Source organism: Candidatus Nanoarchaeia archaeon (assembly GCA_035290625.1).
Taxonomy (GTDB): domain Archaea; phylum Nanobdellota; class Nanobdellia; order Woesearchaeales; family DATDTY01; genus DATDTY01.
Genome location: DATDTY010000039.1, coordinates 1 through 25942 on the forward strand (window position 1 = coordinate 1; position 25942 = coordinate 25942).

The 25942-nt window shown below is 47.8% G+C and carries 22 protein-coding genes, 2 tRNA genes and 2 rRNA genes; 19 read left to right on the top strand and 7 right to left on the bottom strand.

The window, feature by feature from the left end:
• The first annotated feature begins 282 nt into the window (after positions 1-282).
• The 6 genes from prf1 to VJB08_03440 all read left to right on the top strand — a co-directional run bounded on the left by prf1 (position 283) and on the right by VJB08_03440 (position 4166).
• A complete protein-coding gene (prf1, locus tag VJB08_03415) occupies positions 283-1383 on the top strand; it encodes a peptide chain release factor aRF-1 (protein HLD43012.1) in 1101 nt (366 codons plus the stop codon).
• A gap of 17 nt (positions 1384-1400) precedes the next feature.
• Positions 1401-2066 (top strand): SprT-like domain-containing protein, encoded by a 666-nt coding sequence (locus tag VJB08_03420; GenBank protein HLD43013.1) that lies wholly within the window; start codon positions 1401-1403, stop codon positions 2064-2066.
• Positions 2067-2097: 31 nt separating this feature from the next.
• Entirely contained in the window at positions 2098-2322 is a 225-nt protein-coding gene (locus VJB08_03425) for a histone (protein ID HLD43014.1), read from the top strand.
• 70 nt (positions 2323-2392) lie between these two features.
• The gene (locus tag VJB08_03430; GenBank protein HLD43015.1) at positions 2393-2791 is read left to right on the top strand and encodes a translation initiation factor IF-5A; all 399 of its coding nucleotides are present in this window, start codon (positions 2393-2395) and stop codon (positions 2789-2791) included.
• Positions 2792-2793: 2 nt separating this feature from the next.
• Positions 2794-2955: a 50S ribosomal protein L40e gene (locus VJB08_03435; protein ID HLD43016.1), complete on the top strand. Its 162-nt coding sequence runs from the start codon at positions 2794-2796 to the stop codon at positions 2953-2955.
• The gene (locus VJB08_03440; protein HLD43017.1) at positions 2952-4166 is read left to right on the top strand and encodes a site-2 protease family protein; all 1215 of its coding nucleotides are present in this window, start codon (positions 2952-2954) and stop codon (positions 4164-4166) included. Before VJB08_03435 ends, VJB08_03440 begins: the two co-directional genes overlap by 4 nt.
• A gap of 10 nt (positions 4167-4176) precedes the next feature.
• Here the strand turns inward: VJB08_03440 and VJB08_03445 are convergent, their stop codons facing one another.
• The gene (locus VJB08_03445; GenBank protein ID HLD43018.1) at positions 4177-5502 is read right to left on the bottom strand and encodes an ATP-binding protein; all 1326 of its coding nucleotides are present in this window, start codon (positions 5500-5502) and stop codon (positions 4177-4179) included.
• A 91-nt stretch (positions 5503-5593) separates the two neighbouring features.
• Here VJB08_03445 and VJB08_03450 point away from each other — a divergent pair, with 91 nt between their 5' ends.
• Positions 5594-7201, top strand: coding sequence for a peptidylprolyl isomerase (locus tag VJB08_03450; GenBank protein ID HLD43019.1), 1608 nt, complete (start codon positions 5594-5596; stop codon positions 7199-7201).
• Positions 7202-7317: 116 nt separating this feature from the next.
• Here the strand turns inward: VJB08_03450 and dnaG are convergent, their stop codons facing one another.
• The gene (gene dnaG / locus VJB08_03455) at positions 7318-8604 is read right to left on the bottom strand and encodes a DNA primase DnaG (GenBank protein HLD43020.1); all 1287 of its coding nucleotides are present in this window, start codon (positions 8602-8604) and stop codon (positions 7318-7320) included.
• A 380-nt stretch (positions 8605-8984) separates the two neighbouring features.
• Between dnaG and VJB08_03460 the strand changes: the two genes are divergently transcribed.
• The 6 genes from VJB08_03460 (at position 8985) to VJB08_03485 (ending at position 15633) form a co-directional block, all read left to right on the top strand.
• Positions 8985-9071: transfer RNA gene (locus VJB08_03460), tRNA-Glu, on the top strand.
• A gap of 284 nt (positions 9072-9355) precedes the next feature.
• Positions 9356-10905: ribosomal RNA gene (locus VJB08_03465) — 16S ribosomal RNA — on the top strand.
• Between the two features lie 46 nt (positions 10906-10951).
• Positions 10952-11064, top strand: a tRNA-Ala gene (locus tag VJB08_03470).
• A gap of 101 nt (positions 11065-11165) precedes the next feature.
• Positions 11166-14109 (top strand): 23S ribosomal RNA (locus tag VJB08_03475).
• The 16S and 23S rRNA genes sit together here with 2 tRNA genes alongside, the layout of an rRNA operon.
• Before the next feature lie 112 nt (positions 14110-14221).
• Positions 14222-14653: a four helix bundle protein gene (locus tag VJB08_03480; protein ID HLD43021.1), complete on the top strand. Its 432-nt coding sequence runs from the start codon at positions 14222-14224 to the stop codon at positions 14651-14653.
• Positions 14650-15633, top strand: a complete 984-nt coding sequence (locus VJB08_03485; GenBank protein ID HLD43022.1) for a bifunctional N(6)-L-threonylcarbamoyladenine synthase/serine/threonine protein kinase — start codon at positions 14650-14652, stop codon at positions 15631-15633. The genes VJB08_03480 and VJB08_03485 overlap by 4 nt, the downstream gene beginning before the upstream one ends.
• Before the next feature lie 237 nt (positions 15634-15870).
• Here the strand turns inward: VJB08_03485 and lonB are convergent, their stop codons facing one another.
• Positions 15871-17754, bottom strand: a complete 1884-nt coding sequence (lonB, locus tag VJB08_03490) for an ATP-dependent protease LonB (protein ID HLD43023.1) — start codon at positions 17752-17754, stop codon at positions 15871-15873.
• Between the two features lie 453 nt (positions 17755-18207).
• Here lonB and VJB08_03495 point away from each other — a divergent pair, with 453 nt between their 5' ends.
• Both VJB08_03495 and VJB08_03500 read left to right on the top strand, forming a co-directional pair.
• The gene (locus VJB08_03495) at positions 18208-18750 is read left to right on the top strand and encodes a hypothetical protein (protein ID HLD43024.1); all 543 of its coding nucleotides are present in this window, start codon (positions 18208-18210) and stop codon (positions 18748-18750) included.
• Positions 18751-18776: 26 nt separating this feature from the next.
• Entirely contained in the window at positions 18777-19115 is a 339-nt protein-coding gene (locus VJB08_03500) for a hypothetical protein (GenBank protein HLD43025.1), read from the top strand.
• A 31-nt stretch (positions 19116-19146) separates the two neighbouring features.
• Here the strand turns inward: VJB08_03500 and VJB08_03505 are convergent, their stop codons facing one another.
• Positions 19147-20199: a hypothetical protein gene (locus VJB08_03505; protein ID HLD43026.1), complete on the bottom strand. Its 1053-nt coding sequence runs from the start codon at positions 20197-20199 to the stop codon at positions 19147-19149.
• Positions 20200-20314: 115 nt separating this feature from the next.
• On the opposite strand from VJB08_03505, the gene VJB08_03510 reads away from it, so the two are divergent.
• Complete coding sequence (locus tag VJB08_03510; protein ID HLD43027.1) at positions 20315-21523, top strand: tripartite tricarboxylate transporter permease; 1209 nt, start codon at positions 20315-20317, stop codon at positions 21521-21523.
• A gap of 186 nt (positions 21524-21709) precedes the next feature.
• Here VJB08_03510 and VJB08_03515 read toward each other — a convergent pair whose 3' ends face one another.
• On the bottom strand, positions 21710-22333 hold the full coding sequence (locus VJB08_03515) for a hypothetical protein (protein ID HLD43028.1): 624 nt from the start codon (positions 22331-22333) through the stop codon (positions 21710-21712).
• A gap of 257 nt (positions 22334-22590) precedes the next feature.
• Here VJB08_03515 and VJB08_03520 point away from each other — a divergent pair, with 257 nt between their 5' ends.
• Positions 22591-22851, top strand: a complete 261-nt coding sequence (locus tag VJB08_03520) for a 50S ribosomal protein L35ae (protein ID HLD43029.1) — start codon at positions 22591-22593, stop codon at positions 22849-22851.
• Here VJB08_03520 and VJB08_03525 read toward each other — a convergent pair.
• Positions 22848-23081, bottom strand: coding sequence for a hypothetical protein (locus VJB08_03525; protein HLD43030.1), 234 nt, complete (start codon positions 23079-23081; stop codon positions 22848-22850). The genes VJB08_03520 and VJB08_03525 overlap by 4 nt on opposite strands.
• A complete protein-coding gene (locus tag VJB08_03530) occupies positions 23082-23462 on the bottom strand; it encodes a hypothetical protein (protein HLD43031.1) in 381 nt (126 codons plus the stop codon). It abuts the gene before it with no gap.
• Positions 23463-23601: 139 nt separating this feature from the next.
• Here VJB08_03530 and VJB08_03535 point away from each other — a divergent pair, with 139 nt between their 5' ends.
• Positions 23602-24975 carry a hypothetical protein gene (locus VJB08_03535; GenBank protein ID HLD43032.1) on the top strand — a complete coding sequence of 458 codons (1374 nt, stop codon included), beginning with the start codon at positions 23602-23604 and terminating at the stop codon, positions 24973-24975.
• 32 nt (positions 24976-25007) lie between these two features.
• Positions 25008-25718, top strand: a complete 711-nt coding sequence (locus VJB08_03540) for a PAC2 family protein (GenBank protein ID HLD43033.1) — start codon at positions 25008-25010, stop codon at positions 25716-25718.
• Positions 25719-25942: the final 224 nt, after the last annotated feature.

The following is a 25942-nucleotide window of genomic DNA, read 5'->3' on the forward strand; positions in this document are numbered from 1 at the left end:
AGAGCCTGAAAGCATGGACGTCAAAAGAGCTGCGGCAAAAGTTTGCAATTATCAGGCAAACGAGACCGGAAACAGAGGATTTCTGGGCGTCAAGCTATTACTGCGGCACAGCAGGCCATGTTTCAGCTGAAGTCGTGGCAATGTACATACGGGAGAATTCAAGCAGGTATTGATGCTTCGCATCGTGGGCATCCATCTACCCCATTAACATGGGGGAGACTTAGCCCACTGTTGGTTAACAAGTTGCAAAGCTTTATAAAAAAATAAAGGTTGGTTTGCTGGGTGAGCATCAACGAGGCGCAAAGGCACCATCTCAAAAGATTCATCAAAGAGCTAGAGAAGCATAGGGGCAGGCATACGGAGCTGGTTTCTGTGTATATTCCTGCAGGCTATGACATGAATAAGATCATCAATCACCTCGGCCAGGAGCAGGGCACAGCAGTCAATATCAAATCTGCATCTACAAAGAAGAATGTGATCGATGCTTTGGAGCGCATGATCCAGCATCTTCGGCTGTTCAAGAGGACTCCTGAGCATGGCTTGGCTGTCTTTTCCGGAAATGTAGCTGAAAGGGAGGGACAGAGCGATGTCAAGGTATGGAGCATCGAGCCGCCAGTCCCGCTCCAGACGAGGATCTACCGCTGCGACAAGGAATTCGTCGTCAGTATCCTCGCCGAGATGATGGAATCCAAAGAGGTGTACGGGCTCGTGGTGATTGACAGGAGAGACGCAGCAATTGCTTTTTTGAAGGGCAAGACAATCCAGCCCATGGTAAAGACCCATTCAGAGGTCCCAGGAAAATTCCGCGCAGGAGGCCAATCTGCAGCGCGGTTCGCAAGGCAGAGAGAAGGCGCCATCAGGGACCATTTCAAGAAAGTTGCTGATTACATGAAAGAGCAGTTCCTCAACGCCCCCCACCTCAAGGGCATTTTGGTCGGCGGACCTGGCCCGACAAAATATGATTTTGTTGATAGCGGCACGATTACTGACCAAGTGAAGCAGAAAATCATTGCAATAAAGGATTTGAGCTACACTGAGGACTTTGGGCTGCAGGAGCTTGTGGACAAAAGCCAGGACGTCCTCAGCCAGGAGGGCATCGCTGAAGAAAAAGCCATCATGAACAAGCTCTTTGAGATGCTGGCAAAGCATCCTAACGCAGTGGCGTATGGGTTCACAGAGGTGATGAAGCGCCTGGAGATGGGAGCGGTTGCCATAGTCCTCGTCTCAGAGGCAATGGAAGACGAGAAGATTGAAAAGATAGAAGAAGAGGCAAAGAGATACTCGTCTGAGGTAAAGATTATTTCAGTTGAGACCCGGGAAGGGGTCCAGCTCAAGGACATTGGGAAGATTGCGGCAATTCTGAGATATGAGATCCAGCAGTAAGTATCAGCAGTGAGAGTATGGACATCGTTGAGGAAGCATTCCATGGGCTCTATCCAGGCAGGCCATACACGTATGCATCTTCAGTGAAGTATTCCTGGCAGCTCAAGGATTATAACTCGAATATCAGGTTTTCTGGCAGCAATCTGGCATTCCACCTGAACAAGAAATGGAGAAAAGTAGACAAGGAGATACGCTTAGGCCTGATTCAGTCGCTGCTTTCGCAGATCTTCAAGACAAGAAGACGGACGATAGAGATGGAGTATTACAGCTCATTTATCAAGCATCTCCATCTAGCTGTGCCGAAGACAAACGTGGACGAAAGGCTTGCCGAAGTGTTCGGGCAGCTGAACGAGCAATATTTCAATGGGATGCTCGAGATGCCAAATCTGGCAATGGGGAATTCAACGACATCCAAATTAGGCTCATACGAGTACGCCAGGGATCTCATCACTATCAGCTCAATCCTTGCAGATCATCCAAAGCTTTTGGAATATGTGCTTTTCCATGAGATGCTCCACAAAAAATATAAGTTCTCCAGCAAAGGAGAACGCACAATCCACCATCCTCCTGAGTTTCTTGCAGAGGAAAAGAGATTTCCAAATGCCCAGCAGCTCGAGCAGGAGTTGAGCAGAGTTGCCAGAAAGGCAAAGGGATGGAGCTGGCTGATAGGCGCCAGAACATAACATTTATATAACATCGTCTGAACCTTTCGTTGTGGTTGCCAAGCATCTCCCTCTTGCAGCAATGGAGAAGATCCTTAAAAAAGGAGGAGCTGAGCGTGTGGGGGAAACCGCAAAGGCCGCTCTCAGGGACATCCTGGAAGAAAGGGCTGAAGCCACTGCAAGGCTGGCGGTCAGGCTTGCGAGCCACGCAGGCAGAAAAACAGTGAAGCCCGAGGATATTGCGCTGGCTGCAAAAGATCCATCAGGCAAGGGTTAAGGAAAAGCAAGGATTGGCCGAAATACAAAAACTTAAAAAAAGAGGGAAAATAGCGTAAGGTGAAGCAGGAATGGAAGGGACAAAGTTTACAAGCATCGGCTCGCTGAAGATAGGAAACTATATTGTCATAGAGGGTGTAGCCTGCAAAGTTGTTGATATCCAGATATCGCGGCCAGGAAAGCACGGTCATGCAAAAGTTCGCTTGACTGGGACTGGCCTTATTGACGAGAAAAAAAGGGTGATCGTCGCCCCCGGGCATGACAATATCGAAGTCCCTATTGTCGATAAGCGATCGGCGCAGGTATTGTCAATCGTTGGGGAAAAGGCAAATGTTATGGACTCGGAGACTTATGAGACATTTGATCTTGCAATCCCTTCGGAATTGCAGGGAAAGCTGGCCGAAGGAAGCAGCGTGATGTATTGGAGCATCCTTGGCCAGAGAGTGATGAAGCAGATAAAAGGAGATTGACTATGGTAAAATTCCCAGAAGCGCAGGCTCGTTTGTTCAGGAATAAATTTATTTGCAAGATCTGCAAGACCGCAGTCCGGGCAGAGAATCGTTTTGTTCTTGCCGGAAAGATCAAATGCAGAAAGTGCCAGGCAAGAAAGCTGCGACCGGTTAGAAAAAAATGAATAGTGAGCTGGTTGCAACAGGTATTCTCTTTTTTCTCCTACTAGGGCTGCTTTACTGGAAAAGGAAATTCATCACGATCGAAAAGATTTTCTTTCCGGTGCTCTATTTTGCCATGCTCCGCACAGGCCTCGGTCTTAAGCTCATGGACCGCCTGGCAAGGCGCATGCCCCGCTTTTGGAAGGCGGTTGGCATCCTGGGCATTATTGTCGGGTTTCTCGGCATGGTCCTTATTGTTGTTGAACTGGCAATAAACTTCATCCAGATTCTTGTGACTCCCGAAGCCGCTCCGGGGGTTGGCTTGGTTCTTCCCTTCCGGCTGCACGGAGCGATCTTTGTTCCACCGCTCTACTGGATTCTTTCCATATTCTTTCTGGCAGTGATTCATGAGTTTTCCCACGGCGTGCTTGCCCGGGTCTACGGCATACCGTTAAAGTCAAGCGGGTTCGCAGCAGTGTGCTTCTTCATTCCGATCATACCTGCAGCGTTTGTCGAGCCGGATGAGCAGGAGTTGGGAAAGAGGCCTGCCTGGCAGCAGCTTTCAGTATTTGCGGCAGGCCCCCTTGCAAACATCGTCGCCGCGTTTCTTTTGCTATTCCTCTTGGGGCAGGTTGCACAGCCCATAGTTCAGGCAATGAACTCCCAAGACGGGATTGAGATCACGGGGTTTGATGAGGGCGGAGGATCTTCTCCTGCAAAGGAAGCGGGGCTGGAAGCTGGAGACATCATCATTCAGGCAGGGGAGAGGGAAATTAAAGACTACGACGACCTCATAGGGGTATTCAATGCAACACAGCCAGGAGACCGGATGCAGGTTTCAACTGCCGCAGGAAAGTCTGTTGAGATCACGCTTGGCTCTCATCCCACAAACGAAGGCAGGCCATATTTGGGTATTTTTCTCGACCAGCACACGTCAATAAAAAAAGAGTACGAACCATTGCGGGGTGTGAATGGCGGGTTGATATGGGCGGCAGGAAATCCATACAAGCTCAGCTTCTATTCCCAGACAGGGCTCCTTGGCTGGATGTGGATCCTGAACCTTGGCATCGGACTCTTCAATCTTGCGCCTCTCGGACCGATTGATGGCGGAAGAATGCTGAAGGTAGGTCTCGAGACGATGTTCAGAAAAGAAATCGCCGCCAGCATCTGGAAATGGACAGGAATCACGGTTCTTGGCATAATCCTGTTCAGCCTGACTACTGCATTCTTCTGATGCGATTCACCTAAAACTCAAAAACATTCTTTTTCTCTTCCCTGAGCGCAGTTGGCGCTCCGCCTCCGTGCCAGCTCACCCGCGGCCGAATCCGCATTGGGTACATCCTTTCGTTCACATCATCGAAAGCTATGGCTGAGCCAACAACACGGGGGAGATAGTTGAACTGGGTGTCTAAGCCTTCACGCATGTAGCTTTGCATAAGCATACCAAGCGCTTGGATATCAACGTTCGCGGTGATCCGATGCGAGATGACAATATCAGACTGCGTCATGACGTCGGTATGGATCTTTCCCGGCTGCTGCGATGCAAGAACAAGGGAGATTCCGGGCTGCCTTCCTTCCCGAAGGATCGTGATCAGGCTGTCCGAAGCTGCGGTTTTGCCCTTGTTGGGAAGAAACTCGTGCGCTTCATCAATGATGATCCACACCAGCGGCTCCGTGCTGGCCTCATCTTCTCCTTCAAAAATTGCCTCCCGGCTCTTCCTGATGGCCTGATATTCCTCTGCTTTTCTGGACACCATGCGGTCGATAAAGAGCTTCTGGGTCAGCAGACCGACAACCAGCGCCCGGATGTTCTCTGCACCGGGAACAACTGCATAGGCGCTCACATCAAGGATGGATATCTGGCCTCCTTTCACGATCCGGTCAATCTTAATTCCTTCTTCAGAGAAAAGGCCCCAGTGCTCAGCAACCTGGAAGCGGTTATCTGCAGCATCTCTCACAGCCTGCTCAACCTTGCCCTCAACAGAAAGCTCGGCGCGAATATCAAGGAGAGAATAGTTCTTTCCCTCGTCCTGCAACTTTCCGATGACCCTCTCAATCAGTACTCCAAGAGGGCTGTTGATATCAATGCCGAACGCATGGCACCAGTCAAATGCGCTCAATTGGGAGGGCTGGAGGCTAAAAGGGTAGTCTACCGGGATGCCTTTTTCCTTGAATTGGCTGAAGTATCCGACGGGGGCAAAAATCAGGGGGGACAGCGGCTTCCCCTTGATTCCCCACTCCTCAAGCAGCTCTTCTTCCTGCTTATTCGGATATTTCATGGTCCAATAGATGCCCATCGTGTCAAGGATGACTATCGCCAGCCTATTTGCGATCTGTTCTGGCAAATGGGCCATGCCTTCTGCAATAACGCCCATAGTGTAGGACTTTCCTGATCCCCTCTTGCCGCAGATAAAGACAGCATGAGATTGGGAAACATCCATATAGATCGGGTTGGAGAGGGAGGTCGTTTGGCCCATCTTCACATAATGCTTGCCAAGCAAAATCGTCCCCTCTTTCCCGAATTTCTGCTTCTGAGCCTCGTCTCTGCCAAGGATGATATCATAAACCATGAAGAAGCGTTACCGGCATTCCATAATAATCTTTTGCACTAACTAAAGAATAGTAAAGTTTATTAACAAACTGCATTCCCCCGGCGGTGAAATGCCAGCCCATGATGAAGACATTGAAGAACACTATGATTGGGAAGATGATCTCGACCTGATTGGAGGGGAGATCAGTCATTCTGAGAAGGAGAGCCATTCTGAAAAGAAACAGAAAAAATCCAAAGAAACAGAAAAAAAAGTTAAGCGCGAGGAACCAAGGCCAAAAAAAGAGGAGCCAAAAGAGGTGAAGAAAGAATCTCAAGAGGATAGTGGAGATCTCTTCTCTGACTCAGTCTCTGATTCGGAGTTCTTGGACAAAGAGCCCCGGAAATCCAGCTTCGGCCTATGGGTTGCTGGCATCATCATCTTTCTGATATTTGGGGGAGCAACATGGTATGTGCTGGCACCCGAACAGATCGCTGCAAAGAATGCAGGAGTCATCAATGGCGTTCCAGTCACAGAAGATCAGCTTGCTACGCAATATGAGATATTTTTTCTCTTTAGTGGGCTTCCCGAAGGCTACCGCGATACCATGGGCAAAGAAGAATATCTGGATCAGATCCTCACCAATGAAGTCCTGCTCATAAGCGCGGCTGAGGCCCAGGGCATTGAGATTATGGACAGCGAGTTGCAGCAGGAATACCAAAATTTCCTGAAGGGCAATGGCCTTACAGAGAGGGTTCTGGAGCAGCAGCTTGCTGAGAAGAAACTGGAGTTGGGTGATATCAAGCAGTTCATCAGAAATCGGATGCTCATGGCCGGATTTTTGGACAAGAATGTTTTCAGCGGAGTAACTGCCGCAGAAGAAGAGCTTACGCAGTATTTCCAGCAGAATGTGCCTGCAAAGCAAGAGCGTGTCAAGGCTTCGCATATACTGGTAACGACGAAGGAAGAGGCTGAACAGGTAGTTCGCAAGCTCAAGGCAGGCGAGGACTTCGCAGAACTTGCCAGAAACCTATCAATTGATCCAAGCGCAAAAGCCAACAACGGATCTCTTGGATATTTTGGAAAAGGCGTAATGGTGCAGGAATTTGAATCTGCTGCGTTTTCACTTGATGTTGGAGAGATTTCTGACCCTGTTCAGACTCAGTTTGGGTTTCATATTATAAAGGTTGAGGACAGGAAAGATGAGATTACCCTTGACGATGTTCGCAGTGAGGTGGAGGCAAATGTCGTCAGAGGCAAACAGGAGCAGGCGCTTCAGGGCTTCCTGGAGCAGATGCGCGAGCGCGCTGATATTAAGATTGAGGAAGAAAGCAAAGACGGCAGCTCTGCATCAGACCAAAAATCAGGCCAGAAAAGTGAGTTCACGCCAACAGGCCAGGCAGCTTGCACTGAAGACGGGAAACCGGTTATAAGGATGTTCTCGGCTTCACGTGATCCTCAAAGCTGGAGCAGAGAGGCATTTAATTCGCTTGCCATCCAGTACCCTGATGCCGTAGTTTATAGCTGGGAGCTCGACACAGGAGACAATCTTGTGACTCCGGAAGAGGAGCATTCAGTCCCTCAATCTGAAGTGGACTTATTTATCAAGTACAGCCCGAAAAGCCAGGTTCCTGCATTTGTTTTCAGCTGCCAGTATGTTCGGATCGGGAATGCCTTCTCAGAAAGAAGTGAACAGGCCGAACTCCAGGAATTTAAGATGATGATGGAAAGGGTTCTGTGAGACTTTGCGAGATTGTTCTGAGATGGCTACCCATAGGACTCCATGTTACAGTCTCAAATAAACATCCTCCTAAAAGGTAAGAGATAAACAAGAGAAATAAAAAAGAATAAAAAACTCTAGCCCAGGTCTCCAACTGTCAGCACCCCAAGACGGGTTTGCTCTGACCGGATCTTGGAGTCCATGCCTATCAGGTATTTTACATTGCTCCGCTCAGCTGTTTGGGTCAGGAGCCTGTCCACAACACCATCAAAGATGATTGCATACACTCCTGAGGTAAGGCTCTTAAGCGTGGTCACAAGTTCAGTGACAGGCACCTTGCCAAGGATAGTGAGTTTATCATCAAGGAGGTACGCTCCTCGGGTTCCCACCAAATCGTCAAGCATGGTTGAAAACGCCTTTTTCATATCTGGATGCAAGGAAGTTTCGGAGGGTGTGCTCACAGGCTGGCTTGCAGGCTGCCGGTGTTGAGGCCTATCTTGGTATTTTTCCTGGTGCTTCGACATATCTGCGCTCCGCACAAGCTGGCGCACATAATTGCGGTTGCCGGCCTGCTGGTTACGCTCCAATTCCTTTGAAAGTTCCATCTTTGCCTGCTCAATAGCGATCCTGGAACGCAATGCCTTATGAATCTCCTTTTGAGTGATCTCCTCAACCTCCTTCCCGTCAGGAGCCCGAGTGACAAAATCAATGTCTGCGACCTCGAGCAGCTCTTTCAGGATGAGGTTTCCACCTCGGTCCCCATCCACAAAAACTGTCACGATTTTTTCCTTGGAAAGATCGATGATAGTCTGGGGAACGCTGGTGCCGTTCATTGCAATAGCATTCTTGATACCGTGCTTGAGAAGATTCACAACATCGGCTCTTCCTTCCACCAAGATGCATTCGTTGGAGTCAGCAATGCTCGGCCCGGCAGGAAGCCGGTCTTTGCCATATTCCTGAATCTCCATGACTCGGACAGAGTAGGCGACCTCGTCTGCAAGCTCCCGTGAATCGGGAAGCACAGACTCTGTCAGAGTCCTCAGGAGCTCCTTAGCCCGATTGATGACAAACATACGCTTAGCGACACGCACATCCTCGATGTTAAGGACATTGACCTTGGCATTGCAAGGGCCAATCCGCTGGATGATCTCAAGAGAAGCTGCAACGATTGCGGTTTCTGCTTTGTCCAGAGAAGAAGGGATGATAATCTTGCCCCCAGTCTTCCCATTCCGGGTGTCAACATCCACCTCAATCCTTCCAATCCTTCCAGATCGCTGAAGCTCCCGCAGCTCAAGCTCGGGACCCAAAAGGCCTTCAGTCTGCCCGAATACTGCTCCGATAACGTCAGGCTTGTCAACAACCCCTTCAATGTCAATTGAGGTGTTTATGATATATTTTGCCGATAAAGGGCTTATTTTTCCCATGGTAATCACCTGTTGTTAGTGATACGACTTTAGAACAAGCTTTACATTGGCTCCGTGCGCGCAGGCACCTCATCTACCCCAACCCATAAGGAAATAAGGAATGTAAAACAGTTCTAAGGATATCACCGTATGATTTTGAATATGTGGCCCGTGCACTAACCCCCAGGCTCATAGCTTGAATTTATCGTAAGCTCGACGTGGGTACTCTTGTGACGGGCTTGACTGTGAAACATCACTGATTGGATAATCAATGATAGAAAAAGGAGGGGTTTGCGGCAGTATTTAAATGTATGCTTGAGTATGGCTGCTGCATTTTGGAGACGTTTTCCACAACGCTTAAAAAAGAAGGATTATTCATAAATATTCACGAAACTGTTCAAGCCCCGTTGGTGTAGTCCGGTCAATCATTCAGCCCTTTCGATGCAAAAAGAAAGGCTGGGACATGGGTTCAAATCCCATACGGGGCATTTGCGGAAAGGTTTATAAATAAACCAAAAGCATCTCCCCAAGGATGAAGCGAAGCTCAAGGCGTTGGAAGAAGAAAAGACAAATGCGCTGGAAATGGCAACGAAAGCGCATGAAGAAAGAAAAACGGCTCCGAGCACGCAAATAGCGCCATTCAGTAGAAATGTTTAAATACTACGTCGAACTTTCATATTTCTCCAAAATCGCCTCCAGGTTAATTTTCTTTTGATGTGTACTTGATTGCAACATTAAGTATGAAGAAGGTTTATCGAATTGCGACCAGTAAAATCCCGTTGATCCTGCGGGAGATTGCTGCTATTAGGATTCGACTAAGCCATGCAAGTCTTCTCGCAAGAGAGGCAGAATGCTCAGTAACACGTCGATAATCTACCTTTAGGTCAGGGATAACCTTGGGAAACTGAGGGTAACACCTGATAGGATATGAGTATTGGGACATCTTATATCTGAAAAGCAGTGCCTAAAGATGAGTCGGCGGTCGATTAGGTCGTTGGCGGGGTAATGGCCCACCAAGCCAAAGATCGATAGGGGCCTTGAGAGAGGGAGCCCCGAGAAGGGCACTGAGACACTGGCCCTAGCCCTACGGGGTGCAGCAGGCGCGAAAACTCTACAATGCACGCAAGTGTGATAGGGGAATCCTAAGTGCTCATGTTTAACATGGGCTTTTGCCAAGAGTAAATATCTTGGCGAATAAGTGGTGGGTAAGACAGGTGCCAGCAGCCGCGGTAACACCTGCGCCACAAGTGGCAATCATAGTTATTTGGCCTAAAGCGTCCGTAGCTGGTTCATTAAATCTTTTGTGAAATTGTTTGGCTCAACCAAACAGCGCGCAAGAGAGACTGGTGAACTTGGAACCGGGAGGAGTCAGAAGTATTCTTGGAGTAGCGGTAAAACAAACTCGCTGCGTTCATAACTGTGAACGCAGTGGTTTTTACAGTGTTATAATCCCAAGAAGACTACCTGTGGCGAAGGCGTCTGACCAGAACGGATTCGACAGTGAGGGACGAAAGCTGGGGGAGCAAAACGGATTAGATACCCGTGTAGTCCCAGCCGTAAACGCTGCGAGCTAGATGGTGCATATTCTTCGAGAATGTGCAGTGTCGAAGCGAAGGCATTAAGCTCGCCGCCTGGGAAGTATGGTCGCAAGGCTGAAACTTAAAGGAATTGGCGGGGGAGCACCACAAGGGGTGCGGCGTGCGGTTTAATCTAATTCAACGCAGAAAATCTCACCAATGGCGACGGCAGGAAGAAAGTCAGGCCAAAGGTCTTACTTGACGAGCCGAGAGGTAGTGCATGGCCGCCGTCAGCTCGTGCCGTGAGGTGTCCTGTTAAACTCATGAAGGGAGTACTAAACGAATGTCGTGAGTGACAGAAAGTCAGGCAACGAGCGAGACCTGTACGTACAATTGCTAACGACTCATTTTGAGGATTGAGTACATTGTACGGACTGCCTTCGAAAGGAGGAGGAAGGTGCAGGCAACGGTAGGTCTGTATGCTCCGAATCTATTGGGCTACACGCGCGCAACAATGGTAAGGACAATGGGTTACAACTCCGAAAGGAGAAGTTAAACCTCGAAACCTTATCGTAGTTCAGATTGAGGGTTGGAACTCACCCTCATGACGTTGGAATCCCTAGTAATCGAGTGTCATCATCGCTTGGTGAATGTGTCCCTGCTCCTTGCACACACCGCCCGTCAAACCAACCGAGCAGGGTTTAGGTGAGTATAAGGTTTTTACCTTATCCGAACCTAAGCTCAGTGAGGTGGGTTAAGTCGTCACAAGGTAGCCGTAGGGGAACCTGCGGCTGGATCACCTCCTTTTTTTGTTTTAATATCACTGGTCGGTAAACCTTCACAATCATGCCGGGCCCGTAGCTCAGCAGCAGAGCGCCGCCCTTGCACGTGACAAAGTCACACAAGCGAGGCGGAGGTCTCGGGTTCAAAATGTGGAATGCACATGAACGTCCCGACGGGTCCAGTTCCTGATTGCATCACAAGAATCACGATGATAGAGAAAGATCAGGTTCAGAATCGCAGGATTCTGAATCTGGGTCGATAAATGATGAGACCATGCAGACAAAGGAGCCAATCAAATGCTATTAGGTGGATGACTCGGTTCTAGAGCTGATGAAGGATGTGACTAGCTGCATTAAGCTTTGGCGAGATGCATGTAATCCTTGAACCAAAGATATCCGAATGGGACTTCCCTTTAAATCCGAAAGGATGGGGAACTTGGGGGACTGAAACATCTTAGTACCCAAAGGAAAAGAAATCAATCGAGATGCTGTGAGTAAGAGCGACCGAAAACAGCACAAGACAAACCGAATCTTCCTTAGAAATAAGGAAGGGATGTGGTGTTGAAGGACTGCCTTTTATCCGGCTCGGATGATTCAAACTCTTCTGGAAAGTTGGGCCGAAGAGGGTGAAAGCCCCGTAGAAGAAATCTGAGTGGATTGTGGCAGGATCCTGAGTACTGTTCGCTGGAAACCGAACAGGAAGCTGGGAGGCATCAACTTCCAATCTTAAATACTCCTAGAGACCGATAGAGAATAAGTACCGTGAGGGAAAGTTGAAAAGAACCCTTAACAGGAACTGAAAAGACCCTGAAACCTAATAGCTATAGTGGGGTGCGGCTTTACGGAGTTGCACCGTGCGTTTTGAATAACGTGCCAGGGAGTGTATCTGAGTGGCGAGAGTAATCTGAAAAGGAGGACTCATAGGGAAACCAATGACCCGCAGCTTGCAAGGGGTAAGGTATGAAAGTGCCTTGAGTCACTTGGGTACGACCCGAATCCGAGCGATCTACTCCAGGGCAGGGTGAAGTCAGGGTAAAACCTGGTGGAGGCCCGAAGAGGTTCTACGGGCAAGTGTTCTTCTGACCTTGGAATAGGGGTGAAAAGCCAATCGAGCTCGGTGATAGCTGGTTCCAGCCGAAGTTGGCCGTAGTCAAGTCTGAAGCGAGAGCGCCTAAGTGGTAAAGAGACGGATTTTAGGTATCAGGTGTCGAAAGGCATCGGTCTTTTGTCCAACTCAGAATGCTTAGGCCTTGTAGACCTTTGGATACGGGGTGCCGGGGTAAGCTTGGTATCCGAGAGGGGAACAACCCAGACTTCCGTTAAGGTCCCAAAATAATGACTCAGTGTGAAAGGGTGAAGAGTGTCCGCAACCTGAGACAGCGAGGAGGTTGGCTTAGAAGCAGCCATCCTTTAAAAAGTGCGTAATAGCTTACTCGTCAAGGTTGTAGGCCTCGAAGATGGACGGGGCTAAGTCATTTACCGATACGGAAGACATCATATGATTGTGATAGGCTGGCGTTTTGATAGGGCAGAAGCACGCTCGAGAGAGTGTGTAGACCTTTCAAAAATGAAAATCCTGGCGGAAGTAGGAGCAGAGAAGAGTGAGACACTCTTCCACCGAAAGGGCAAGGGTTCCTTGGCAATGTCAATCAGCCAAGGGTTAGTTGATCCTAACCACGTTCAGAAATTGAACAAAGGGAAAGGGAAACAGGTTAATATTCCTGTACTATTCGAGTATGCGCGGCAACGCAAGTCTTGTTTCTGACGCTTCGGGAGAGGTCGGCATATCCAGTGAGGTATGTTAACCTGGACAAATGAAGGGAGTATTGTAACGATGAGAACTTCATTAAAACAGGGAATAGTATTCCGCAAGGAGTATCCGGCTCGTATCTGGAGCTCATAAAAAAGGAACAGGAAAAGATCTCGGATATTCATACCCAGAACCAGCACTGGTGCCCCTAGGTGAGAAGCCTAAGGTGTGTAGGTATAATCCAATTAAGGGAACTCGGCAAATTAGTCCCGTGACTTCGGCATAAGGGATCCCTGCGGTTGTCAACGCGATCGCAGGGCGCAGTAACAGAGATGGTCCGACTGTTTAACAAAAACCAAATTAACTGCTAGCCTGTAAAGGTGCGTACAGTTGATGACGCCTGCCCAGTGCCAGTACTTGAAACCCCAATTCAATGGGGCTAAGAGCTGGTAAACGGCGGGGGTAACTATAACTCTCTTAAGGTAGCGTAATACCTTGCCGATTGAATGTCGGCTCGCATGAATGGCGTAACGAGATCGTCGCTGTCCCTAGTTGGAAGCCTCCGAACACTCTTTCCTGGTGCAAAGGCCAGGGATCTCCAGTGGGAAGTGAAGACCCCGTGAAACTTTACTGTAGCTTGCTGCTGTTATGTGGGCTTCGTTATATAGCGTAAGTAGGAGTCGTTAAAGCAAAGGCGCAAGCTTTTGTGTAGACGCCAATGTAACACTACTTTTCGGAGCCTACGTAACTCATTGGGAAACCAAGACACCAGCAGGTGGACAGTTTGGCTGGGGTGGCACCCTGCTGAAAAGATATCAGCAGGGCCCTAAGGTTGGCTCAAGAGGTTCAGAAATCCTCTGTAGAGTGTAAGGGCATAAGCCGGCCTGATTGGACTTCTATCAAGATGAACTCCAAACGCGAAAGCGTGGCCTAGCGAACTCCCGTACCTCCTTGGTGGGGGTCGGGAATGACCGAAAAGTTACTCCGGGGATAACAGAGTCGTCTCGCCCGAGAGTTCATATCGACGGCGAGGCTTGCTACATCGATGTCGGCTCTTCCTATCCTGCGCGTGCAGAATATTTCGAAGGAACTGAGAAATGCTCAGAAATCTTCGATTTCTGTTGGCGTGCAAGGGTGGGGGTGTTCACCCGTTAAAAGGGATCGTGAGCTGGGTTCAGAACGCTGCGAGGCAGTTTGTTTAATATCTACTGGAGATGTTGGTGTCTGAAGGGAAGGAAGCCATAGTACGAGAGGAACTGGCTTTCGGAGCCTCTGGTTTACCTGTTATCTTCCAAGGTACGCAGGGCAGCTACGCTCTAAGGGATAAGTGCTGAAAGCATCTAAGCACGAAGCCCTCCTTGAAAAGAGACACCGCAGGACCCTCCTAGAAGAGGAGCTTGATGGGATTGGTGTGTACGCACGAAGCTTCGGCGACGTGTTCAGCATGCAATTTCCAAACGTCCGTAATTGGTTTCCTTGTCTGCATGGTCTTTTTTTCTTTTACAGTCAGATGACAAAGAGATAGCGAAAGCTCTATCTGAACCAAGCTCACAATAGTTTTTTATAGATGCTCTTGCGCGCCCCTAATAATGGCGCGGATGTACAAGAACATAGAGATTTGGGGATTGAGCTACAATTTTGTATTGGATATGTATGCACTTACCGAAAAGTTCCCGGAAAGTGAAAGAAACAATTTGACATCGCAGATGAGAAGGGCGGCAACCTCAATTCCGTTGAATATAGCTGAAGGGAGTAGCAGAAAGTCAACCAAAGAATTTCTAAACTTCCTTAATTATGCATACGGTTCTGCAAAAGAGCTGGATGTCCTCTTATCGCTATCCAAGGATTTAAAGTTTGTTAATAAGGAAGAATACGACGTTGCATATAAAAAATTGGATAAGCTCATGGCAAAATTGTATGCATTTCTGCAAAATATCGAAAAACGGTTGGGCAATAAAAAGAAATTTAATTTCTTCCAAAAGTTTGAAGAAGTCAAGCAATACAAAAGTGATCTAAATTGATTTGCTTAGGGATAGAATCAACAGCCCACACCTTCGGCGTTGGAATCGTTACAGGCAAGGGGAAGATTCTGGCAAATGCCCGGTCAGTGTTCACCACAAAGTGTGGGGGTATCCATCCAACAAAGGCAAAAGAGCATCACGAAAAAGCTGCGGAAAGCATCATGAAGGATGCCTTCAGCCAGTCCCATCTTACCGAACAGGATATCGATCTTATTGCATTTTCCCAAGGCCCGGGGCTTCCACCGTGTCTTCTGGTGGGCCTGAAGAAAGCCAGAGAGATTGCAATCAGGAACAAAATCCCATTGATCGGTGTTAATCACTGCATTGCCCATCTTGAAATCGGAAGGCTGCTCACAAAGGCGGAGGATCCAGTATTGGTGTATGTTTCCGGAGCCAACACCCAGATCATCGCCTACGAAGGGAGAAAGTACAGGGTCTTCGGTGAAACTCTTGATAATGGGATAGGGAATTTTCTCGACGGATTTGCCCGGGCTTTGGGTTTTGGCTTCCCAGGCGGACCAAAGATTATGGAATTGGCGAAAAAAGCAAAAAGATTTGTTGAGCTGCCGTATGCTGTCAAAGGTATGGACGTTTCATTTGGCGGAATCCAGACAAACCTCAAGCAGAAAATGATGCAAGGCTACGCAAAGGAAGATCTCGCCTACTCCTGCCAGGAGACAGTCTTTGCGATGGTGACTGAGGTCACAGAAAGGGCATTGGCGCATACAGGAAAAAGAGAGGTGGTTTTAGGAGGAGGAGTAGCCTGTAATACACGACTTCAGGAGATGATGAGGAAGATGTGTAAGGCGCGTGGAGCAAAATCCTACAAAGTTCAGAATGAGTTCAACAATGACAACGGAGCAATGATTGCGTGGTTAGGCTGTGTTCAGTATTCCTGCCATAAAAAAAATACAGGAGATGCCAAAGCAGATATCAAGCCGCGTTGGCGGACCGATGATGTTGAAGTGTATTGGCGATAGAGCGGTATAGGGCAGGGCTCAGTAGAAAGTCCGGCATCATTTTTGCGGGCTTCTTCAGCTCCATAAACGGTGCTGACAGAGGGTAGGCCCCTTCGGGGCTGCCAGCATACGCGAATCCAAGCGCAAGCGAGCCGTCGGCGTGCGAGCAAGCCCACCTTGCTCGCTTGCAAGCCACTGCCGACTGACTTCCTACTGAGCCATACAGAAGAGAGGTTAAGGGACAAAGCAATACTTGCATCAGGCAGATTTCAGCTTCTTAAGGATTTCCTGTTTTCCTTTCCAGTTCAACGCCTCGGCCAAGACATCAACTATTGAGCTAACAGCAATAATCTCTATCTTTTTCATCTTGGCAGGATCAAGGATGATATCATTCAGGTTTGATTGAGGCACAATGACTTTCTTCAGTCCTGCTTCTATTGCCGCCTCCACCTTCGCAGATACCCCCCCAACGGGAAGGACATCTCCTCGAACGGAAAGTGATCCAGTCATCGCAATGCTCTGCTTCACAGGGATTTCATGGAGTGCAGAGATGATAGAGGTTGCCAAAGCTATAGAGGCTGAGTCCCCTTCAACTCCTTCATAGGTTTGGAGGAATTGCACAAAAATGTCATATTTCTCCTTGATGTCAACGCCAAAGTAGCGCTTAATCACGGCAGAGACATTCGTAACAGCCTCTTTCGCAATCTCACCGAGCTTTCCAGTTGCAATAATCTTTGAGCCTTTTCCAGGAGTCACTTGGGATTCGATAGGAAGGATGATTCCTGCATAGACTGCTGTCTCTCCGCCTCCCAAGACAGCGAGGCCATTGACTCTCCCGACTTTCTCACCCTGGGTAATAATCACATTATACTCTTTTTTGCGCTCAATGTATTTATCAGAGATCTGCTGCTCCAAGGTACGCGCAGACTTCATGCCTGCAAGGATATGCTCTTTGGTGGCAAGGGATGCGTTCTGTTCAACAGCAACATCCCCTGCTGCACGGATAAGGCCCCCAAGCTCCCTGAGCCGAAGAGTCAAGTGCCCTTTCCTGCTTGCCCTGCGTTTTGCCTCCTCGATGATCTCAAGAACAGCATCCCTGCTAAAGGGAGGAATCTTTTTATCCCGGCTGATCTCCTGGGCAACGAATAATGCCAGTTTATTCCTGTTCTCTGCGGTGTCTGGCATGGTTTCCTGCATAAACACCTCATACCCATACCCCCGTATTCTGGACCGCAGCGCCGGATGCATGTTCTTTATGGTCTCCTGGTTGCCTGCTGCAACAAGGACGAAATCGCAGGGAACTGGCTCAGTCCGTACCATCGCTCCCGCAGAGCGCTCGCTCTGTCCGGTAATGCTGAATTTCTTTTCCTGCAGCGCAGAGAGAAGCTCCTGCTGGGTCTGCGGCGCCAGCGTTGCCATCTCATCAATGAACAGCACGCCCATATGCGCCTTATGGATCATCCCTGCAACAACACGCTCATGCGCAGGAGTTCCAAGGCCGCCGCTTTGAAAGGGATCATGAAGCACATCGCCAAGCAGGGCTCCTGCATGGGCTCCTGTAGCATCATAGAATGGAGCCTGTTTTTGCTGGAAATTATCAACAATGATTTTTGGAATCCTTGTACGATCTCCCATCTTCTTTCCAAGGTTCATGAAGATGGCAAAGGCTACGAGAAATGCCATCCCTCCAAGGAAGAATGCGGTGAACATTATGGCAGCGACTGTAGCTCCATACAGCTTAGTATAGTAGGAATATGCCCACCAGGGCGCAAACATGGCAACAAGGACAAGGATAAACATGACAAAGTTCTGGTTCTTAAAGCTCGTCACGCTCTGGACACGTGCTTTCGCAACAAGCTCCCGGGAGGACCCGCCCGGCATCGTCCTGATAAGAGGCTGGTTCTCATCATTAGGGTTGGGAAAAGCTACAATATCCAAGAGCTTCTCCTTGGGAAGCAGCTCTGCCAACGCCATTCCAAGCATGGATTTGCCTGTTCCAGGATCCCCAATGAGGAAAACATGCCTGCGCTGCTTGCTCGCCTTCCTGCTGATAGCAACAGCATGATCCTGGCCAATAACCTGATCGATAAGCGCCTTTGGCACTTGCAGTTCTGCTGTCGTCTCAAATTGTAGGGAAGGCATGAATGACCAGAATCGAGGTGCTTTTAAAAAGATTATGATTTAAGGCACAGGCCATAGGAAATGCCCAAAGCAAAAAGGCTCCGGTGAAAATGGCGTTGCCGTCAGTTCGTGAGGCTCTTAAGCACAAAGACGTCAAACCGACGAGGGGGTTGTCCCATTCGGGGAATGCCGGTCACCCCCATTGTATGCGCAGCCGAACCGACGTGCTCCGAAGGAGCGCCCGGAAATGCTTGGCATTTCCGACGGCAACCTTGAAAAGATTTTCACCGATCCAAGCAAAAAGTAAAAGTATAAATAACCGAGCCATTCTCCCTCACTGCATGAAAATTGCTAAAGATGCGGAGAGTGGATACGCTGTGTCTTTAGGCCTGCTTCTCCTGCTGCTCTGAGGCCCCATCGCCGGGATATCCTTGATGGGCCTTTGCATATGATTTGTTCTGGGGTATTCTGGCAATGCAAAAAAAGGTTACTGCAATGACTATCGTATCTCCCAGTGAAGGGCTTTTAAGAAAGCTGAGTGATGAGAGAATCATATACTTGAAGCGTGAGGAGAGAGCTTTCCTTGAGCGCGGCATGAGCAGAGAGGAAGTTCGTTTTCGATACAGCCAGGATAGGGTGGGAATCAGGGGGATTGTCACGTCGTTAGGAGGACCTATCAGGATTGGGGGTAAAATAGTGTTAAGCCTGCCTGAGACCCTAAAATTCGGGTCTGAAAAAGGCGTGGAGTGTGTAGAGGCAGTGGAGTATCCATCTCATGCAACCTTCGAATCTGTTGGCCTTTACTGGATGGAGGACGCAGCAACAGGGATCCATGAGGAATCTGAGCAGCAAGGATTGCAGGATTTAGTATTTCCTGCGATGCTCATCTACGCTCTCAACCATATGGAGCAGATAGGAACCTATCAGTATCGTTTTAAGAAAGGAGTTCCACGAGAGGGCACCATTCTGGCAGCATACGTCACCGATAAATACGTCAGGACCCCGGCATACTTTTAAACAGGAGCAAATCCCTTTCTATAACTGTGAAAGAAGCGACAATCCTCAAAATTAGCCTTGTAACCACGATTATAGGCCTATTTCTTTTATTTTACATTGGACTACAGCCGCTTGCCGAAACTTCAGCAGAAGATCTCCTGGAAAAAACAGAAGGAGCCGTGAAATTTACAGGCCAGGTCAAAGGCGTATCAAGAGCAGAGGGAGTTACTTTTGTAAAAGTGGTGCAGCCTGTAGAGACAACAGTTGTTGTTTTTGGCAATACAATCAACCTCAGCCAGGGAGATACTATTGAGATCATTGGAGACCTAGACCAGTTTAATGGGCAAAAAGAAGTTATTGCACGCAGAATCCGCATGGTTACATGAGAGAGCAAAGATAGGATTGAGTAAGGTAGGATTAAGAAAGTTGTGTGGAGAGTTCTAGAGCAGGCAAATCCGCTGTAGTAATCCGTTGAGGGAGATAAGGCAATAGAAATGCCGGAGTAATGCCCATGTCCTGGTACCTTTCCCTTGTCTTGCGAATGGTGGGCTTGAGATACTTTAGGTATTCATCCAAAGGCTCAGTAAAAGGATATTCCTGTCCATCCTCCTGGATTGTTGACCGAATATTGCTAAGCTCCTTCTGAATAATGAATGGGGGGCTCATGCTGTGCGAAATAAAGTCTGGATCATAATTTCCGATATTGTTCCCTATCAAACAGTAATGGATAAGCTGCCTGTCAAGAATCTCCATCAAGCCGAGAGCCTGCAGCTTGCCAAAATAGTACCCAAGCTTTTCCGTAGCGGCTGATGTATCCCGAAGAAGAGGGAAGAATCCGCGTAAGTACCAGAGTTTGTCTGAATTTGAAGCCAGCGCAGAAAATGGAGGCGTAACTCTGCCAAGATCAGTAGAGCTGTAGATTCTCTCTAATCCAATGAGAAGATGAGGTTCGGGGATTACCATCAGACCCCCATTCTTAGCTGCGCCAATCTGAGCAGGGGTTTTAGAGGAACCATAAAACTGCGCGGTTGAATCGTAATCAAACTTCTTGCCTAATCTCCTTCTGGCTATTGGAGCAATCATTGTATCAAGAGGGTATTTCCGGGCCTCCCGTAAGATAAGAACACTCCCATCCTGCCCCTGCAGGCATGCGATGTTCGGAAGTTTTAACATGTCAGAATCAAAATTACTGCGGGGTCGTACTTCATACATTTTCTTTGAAGTGTCATCAAACATAATCTCCGCGAGGATATTAGCTGGTTCGGTTTGCCGCCAAGCAGCAACTTTGCGGGTAACCGGCTCATTATATTGCGGATCTGCGTGGTTCTTCCGCTTAAAGGAATTGAGATTAAGGTGAACCACATCTTCAAGTCCAGTATAGAGGGCATCAAAAACCTGTTGAGGGCTAAGTTCCTCCCCTTGTAAGGTAAAGGATATTCTGCGTGGTTTTCCCCTCTCGAAATTTGCCATGGGCTACATGCAAGTCCTTAGGGTTTATAAATCTTCCTTTTTTAACTACTTATAGATAGTTAAATTATTGAGTTTCGGTCATAAGCTATTATAAGTCCAGAATATCTCTCCCTATATGTTTGAGATTATTGTTGCCATTGGCGTAGGGATCGTTTTCGGCATCATCACCGGCCTTACTCCGGGCATCCATATCAATCTCGTCAGTGTGCTGTTGGTCAGCTCCTCAAGCTACTTTCTTGGCTTTACAGAGCCAATCACGCTTGCGGTGTTCATTATAGCTATGGGGGTCACGCATACATTCCTTGATGCCATCCCCTCCATTTTCCTGGGAGCCCCAGATGAGTCCCAAATCCTCAATGTGCTGCCAGGCCATCGCTTATTGCTGAGAGGGATGGGCTATGAGGCAGTGAAGCTGACAGTAATTGGTTCCTTAATGGGGCTTCTGATAACAATCCTATTGCTCCCTATACTCATGCCGCTTTCGATCATTATATTTACAGGATTGCAGAACGTGGTTGGCTACATCTTGGTGGCTGTAAGCGTCTTCATGATACTCAAGGAGAGAGGATTAAACAGGAAATTCTGGGCGTTTCTGGTGTTTATGCTCTCAGGCATCCTTGGAGTCCTTGTCCTTACGATGCCTGATATCAGCCAGCCTTTATTCCCATTGCTTTCTGGCTTATTTGGAGTTGCCACACTCCTGGATTCGCTGACCCAGAACGTAAGCCTTCCTAAGCAACGAGTGACTGAAATGATAACACCAGAAAGGTCAGGCATGCTCAAGGCATTCGGAGGGGCTGTTTTTTCAGGCTCATTAACAGGATTGTTTCCTGGACTTGGCTCAGCTCACGCAGCAATCATTGCGATGCAGTTCCTTGGAAACATCGGCATGTACAGCTTTATGATACTGATTGGAGGGATTAGCACGGTGAACTTCCTCTTCTCTCTGGTAACATTTTACACAATTGATAAGGCAAGGAACGGAGGCATTGTAGCCATACAGGAGATTGTAGGAAGCATTGATTTCAGCCAGTTCATGCTTCTTGTGGCAGTTTCCCTTGTTGCTGGAGGCATTGCTACCTTCCTTGCATTGCTCTTCAGCAGGGGCTTTGCAGCTATTGTGAGCAAAGTGAACTACAAGCATCTCAGTCTGACGATTATGCTCCTCATTGGAATTCTTGCGGTCGTCTTTGATGGTCTTACTGGCCTCTTAATCCTTGCCGCAAGCACAGCGATTGGTTTGATCCCTCCGCATGTGCAGGTGAAGCGCAGCATGGCAATGGGCGTTCTGCTGCTTCCTGTCATTCTGTTCTTCCTCTTGTGAGATCTATCTTCCGGCTCAGTAGAAAGTCCGGCATCAATTCTGCGAGCTTCTTTGCAATCATGAGCAGTGCTGACAGAGGGTTGCCCCATCCGGGGGTGTCAGCAATCGCAGATACAAGAACAAGCGAGCCGGTGGCTAGCGAGCAAGCTCGCCTTGCTCGCTTGCAAGCCACTGCCGATTGAATTTCTACTGAGCCCTTCCTGTAACCACATATTCGAGCTTGCGGGTATTGATGAAAAGATTGTAAAGATACGCGCGCAGCTCTTCAAGCTTTGCTTTGAATTTAGGCATTCTGCCAAGAATTTGCTCTGCTGTCTTGTACACACTCTTATGATAAGGAGGAATATTCTTTGCTAAAATTTCCTCCTTAAGCTCCAGATATGATTCACAGGTGGAAAGTTCGCCCTGGATTTCAGTAGTCAAGAGCCGAAGCTCTTTCTGGAAGTCCTCAACCTCTTTCAGTTCAGACTCCACAAATTGTTTAATCTCAGTAAGTGGTTTCTGATTTGGCAAGCGTAAAGCAGAGGACTTAAGAGAATATGTAATTCTTTCCAAATTCTTATGCGACCGGTTCAGCTTCTGTAAAAAAGAAAGCGTCTTTGTAAGGTTATCACGTGCTTTTGCCAGCATCTTTATGCTGAAGGAGACATCCGGCTTCGGAAGCATATAACCAGCAAATTGTTCTCCTTCAGAATATGCACGGATGGCCTTATCAAGAAGCTTGCATTCCTTCGCCTCTGCGCACTCCTGAAGGAGCGATGCTTCAGAAATGCTTTCAGGCTTTTTTCTGAACCAGTTAAGGAGGCCCATAAGGAGATCATATACCAATGCTAATAAAAAGGTTTTGGATGACGCAGACGCAATTGAAAAGTTATGCAGCGCCATCTTGTGAGCCATAGTATGCTGGAAGTATCACACCGACAAGAGGGTCGGCTCCTACGGAGAATGTCGGTTATCCGCCTTCTGGTGCATGGCGAACCTGGCGCTGCCGAGCGAAGCGAGCAGCTTTTCAATTGCGCCCGATGACGCAGCAAACCTTATAAACCATCTATAACCTCCCTGAATGCATGGAAGCAGTCATCATCAATTACCGCTCAAATCGCCACAGCCAGACTTGCCATCACATCATTGCTGAAACCAGGGGAATCAGCAAAAGGGATGACGCTGCAAAGCTTGTCGGCAAAGAGGTCAGCTGGAAGTCGCCTGCTGGAAAAGAGATAAAAGGGAAGGTTGCCTCTGCGCATGGCAATAAAGGCGCCTTAAGGATCATCTTTGAGAGAGGCCTTCCAGGCCAGGCATTGGGCGGCAAGATTGAGATAAAGGCCTAAAGCCCTTTCCTAAACGCCCCTTCTGTTTCTCGGGTGATCAGGAATCTCTTGAAGATCAGGATGAAGCCTGCCAAAGCGCTTCCAATGGAGATGATGTAGGTAAAAGGCATTCTAAAAGGCTCCAGGTCAAAAAAGGAGAGGAGGTTCAGCTGGTCAAGAAAGATGATTGCTCCTGCAAATAAAAAAAGAAATCCGACCAGGATCCTTATGCTGAATCCTTTCTTGGCCATTTAATAAACTCCTTTGAATGCTCCTCCTAAAAGCAGCAACCCTCCCAATGCAAGCACAGCATCCACAGCAATCTGAATTCCGCCAGGCAAGGTAAACCCAATGACACGATAGTGGTTGAGTAAGGGGATAATCCCTAAGGCAATCAAGACAATACCTACAACAAGGCTGATGCGCATCAATCCTTTATTGATTAAGGCTTCCCTGCTTGCATCAACAAGCAGCCAGATCCCTCCAACAACAAAGACTATCCAAAGAGCCAGCTCAGGAAGAGCAGGCAGCGTAAAGGATATTAGATTCAATGTGTTAAGCAACGGAAGACCTCCTTGCACAAGAAGGATTAGTCCTAAAATGAAGCTTATCGTTTTTCTCGCAGTTAGCATTGGCATCACCTGATGGTTGATACTGTCTTTTTGGCTTACTCGTATATAAATGTTGTGGAGATTTTTGAGTACTGGCAAATGGAAAGGTTTATATAAAAGAAAAAACGAGAGGGGATATCAAAATCCAAGAGGTGCAAGGATGAGAAAAAAACTGCCTTTTCTTTTTACGTTCCTGTTTCTGGTTTCTATCGCAACAGTCAGTGCACAACTGAACATAGGTGAATTATTGGAGAATACTGGCTTGGATGCGTTCTTTGTAGAAGTGATTAGCCCAGATGGGAGGATAGCTGAACCCTACGGTGTGCTCTATTTACGAATCATCCTCTTCATCATCGTGTTTGCATTGTTCTATGGAGTATCCAATCTTGTTTTAGCGAATATTGAGAAACGCCCGCGTATATTTGTTGCTCTCGGCCTTGGCTTGCTTTCTGTTGTGGCAATTCCTGTAACAATGTTACAAACACTGGTCTCTGGCTACGCTGTTGGGCTTTTTGTGACACTCACCTTAGTCCTTATCCTGGGCGCGGTGTACATCGGGCATAAAATAGGGGAGAGCCAGGGAGGAAGATTCGCAAAAGGGGTGCTATTTTTATTCGCAGGCTATTTTGTGCAGGGGATGTTAGTAGGCGGCCTCGCAAACCTTGGGGGGGTGATACCTGCCCCTACAGGAGGGATTGGCTTAAATGAGATAAGCAGCATCCTCACTCTGGTGAGTGTTATTATGGTGTTTATGGGATTCTGGTATATATTTACATCCTTCAGTAGGAGGGTTGCAGAAGAAGGCGGAGTTGGAGGGTTGGAAGGTGTTGGAGAACGCCTTTCCAATGTGAGGGGAGGAATAAACAGCTTCAAAAAGGGATATAAGGACTTTGTAGGAAGGACCGCACTCGAAGAAAGAGCAACAAAGAAGATCGAGGATATCGAGAAAGAGGTAGGTGACGAAAACGACCAGATAATAGCCGCATTAGGAAGTTTGCTTCAGGCTCTGTCGAGCAGACAAATCTCAAAAAAAGTTCCGGAAATCAAAAAGATACTCAACACGATAAAGAAAATCGAAACACAGGAAACCTCACATCTGAAGGAACTTTGGAAAACCGCAAAAACATGGGAAAAGGTGCATGCTAAGATTATAAGCATTCAAAGCGCTACAGGAGCTACTCTAAAAGATCGGATAAAGACGGGGCTAGGGGTGACGATGGTCAGTCCTGCGCTTGAAAAAAATGTAGAGGATATCCAACAAATGATAGCAAGAAGCAATGTATTAGACAAAACAGCTTTGAAAAATATAGCAGCAGCTGCAAATCTTGACAACCAATATAGACAAAACATCGGAGCAGCATACCAGGCAATGTCATCTGGAAATGTTCTGGGAGCAAAGCAAGATATCAAGGCTGCTATTCAGAACAAAACCGATGAGAATAGGATGCTTGCCAACTTAAAGGCAGCAGAGAAGATAGCAGAGGACTTAGAAAGGGCAATGGAAGTCAAAGGAGGAATTGCTTCCAAGATTTAGCAATGGAGTATCACTCAACATAGTAAGTCAACATGCAGCTCCAACTCAACAAAAAACCTCAGAACTGTACCTTGATTATCGGTTTTCCAGGCTTCGGGTTAGTTGGAACAATCGCCACAGAGTTCCTGATTGAACATCTCCAGACAGTGAAGATAGGAAAAGTTACCACAGAAGATGTTGCCGCTATCGTTGCCATCCATGAATCAAAGATTGTTGAGCCGATAGGCATCTTCTATAACAAGAAGTGGAATATAGCCATCCTCCATGTTGTGAATGCTGTTGCAAACATCGAGTGGAAGCTTGCTGAGGTTATCGACGATCTGGTCAAAAAGCTTAAAGTCAAGGAGATTGTTTCCTTGGAAGGCGTCGGCTCCCAGATTCCTACAGAGACAAGCAGGGTATTTTACTTCCTGACCAGTACAAAGAACGAGAAGAAGATCAAAAGCCTTGCAATCGAGCCATTGAAGGAAGGGATCATCATGGGAGTGACTGGAGCGATCCTGCTCAGGATGGAGCATTTTCCAACAACCTGCTTCTTCGCAGAGACCCATACCCAGATGCCGGATTCAAAAGCTGCTGCAAAGATCATCGAAACCCTGGATAAGTATATGGGCTTGGCTGTCGATTATAAGCCGCTTCTCAAGCAGGCAGAGAAGTTTGAGGAGAAGCTAAAGGACCTCATGAAGCAGTCCCAGCAGTCTCAGGACATGCAGGACAAGAAAAAGTTAAGTTATGTGGGTTAACGGACAATCTGCGCGTTTTCAATCTCCAGAAAAGCCCGGTCACCTGTCAGGAATATTCGGTGATTTTCTAAAGCAAAGGTATAGCCCCGAGTGTGGTTAATAATTCAAATGATATAGCAAGATTTCTTGCTATATTAAGGATATTGTGCCTTAAGATAATGATGGCACAATATGACAATATCTTTGCTTCTTTCTTAAGTCTTGTAGTCATTAATCCTGCATTG

Bases quoted from the DNA above. Each gene is read 5' to 3' on its own strand.
- VJB08_03480 (HLD43021.1), top strand. From the start codon at position 14,222: ATGGCGCGGATGTACAAGAACATAGAGATTTGGGGATTGAGCTACAAT.
- VJB08_03505 (HLD43026.1), bottom strand. From the start codon at position 20,199: ATGGCAAATTTCGAGAGGGGAAAACCACGCAGAATATCCTTTACCTTA.
- lonB (HLD43023.1), bottom strand. From the start codon at position 17,754: ATGCCTTCCCTACAATTTGAGACGACAGCAGAACTGCAAGTGCCAAAG.
- VJB08_03535 (HLD43032.1), top strand. From the start codon at position 23,602: ATGAGAAAAAAACTGCCTTTTCTTTTTACGTTCCTGTTTCTGGTTTCT.
- dnaG (HLD43020.1), bottom strand. From the start codon at position 8,604: ATGGGAAAAATAAGCCCTTTATCGGCAAAATATATCATAAACACCTCA.
- VJB08_03430 (HLD43015.1), top strand. From the start codon at position 2,393: ATGGAAGGGACAAAGTTTACAAGCATCGGCTCGCTGAAGATAGGAAAC.
- VJB08_03530 (HLD43031.1), bottom strand. From the start codon at position 23,462: ATGCTAACTGCGAGAAAAACGATAAGCTTCATTTTAGGACTAATCCTT.
- VJB08_03495 (HLD43024.1), top strand. From the start codon at position 18,208: ATGCAAAAAAAGGTTACTGCAATGACTATCGTATCTCCCAGTGAAGGG.
- VJB08_03420 (HLD43013.1), top strand. From the start codon at position 1,401: ATGGACATCGTTGAGGAAGCATTCCATGGGCTCTATCCAGGCAGGCCA.
- VJB08_03510 (HLD43027.1), top strand. From the start codon at position 20,315: ATGTTTGAGATTATTGTTGCCATTGGCGTAGGGATCGTTTTCGGCATC.
- VJB08_03435 (HLD43016.1), top strand. From the start codon at position 2,794: ATGGTAAAATTCCCAGAAGCGCAGGCTCGTTTGTTCAGGAATAAATTT.
- VJB08_03520 (HLD43029.1), top strand. From the start codon at position 22,591: ATGGAAGCAGTCATCATCAATTACCGCTCAAATCGCCACAGCCAGACT.
- VJB08_03515 (HLD43028.1), bottom strand. From the start codon at position 22,333: ATGGGCCTCCTTAACTGGTTCAGAAAAAAGCCTGAAAGCATTTCTGAA.
- VJB08_03540 (HLD43033.1), top strand. From the start codon at position 25,008: ATGCAGCTCCAACTCAACAAAAAACCTCAGAACTGTACCTTGATTATC.
- VJB08_03525 (HLD43030.1), bottom strand. From the start codon at position 23,081: ATGGCCAAGAAAGGATTCAGCATAAGGATCCTGGTCGGATTTCTTTTT.
- VJB08_03450 (HLD43019.1), top strand. From the start codon at position 5,594: ATGCCAGCCCATGATGAAGACATTGAAGAACACTATGATTGGGAAGAT.
- VJB08_03440 (HLD43017.1), top strand. From the start codon at position 2,952: ATGAATAGTGAGCTGGTTGCAACAGGTATTCTCTTTTTTCTCCTACTA.
- VJB08_03445 (HLD43018.1), bottom strand. From the start codon at position 5,502: ATGGTTTATGATATCATCCTTGGCAGAGACGAGGCTCAGAAGCAGAAA.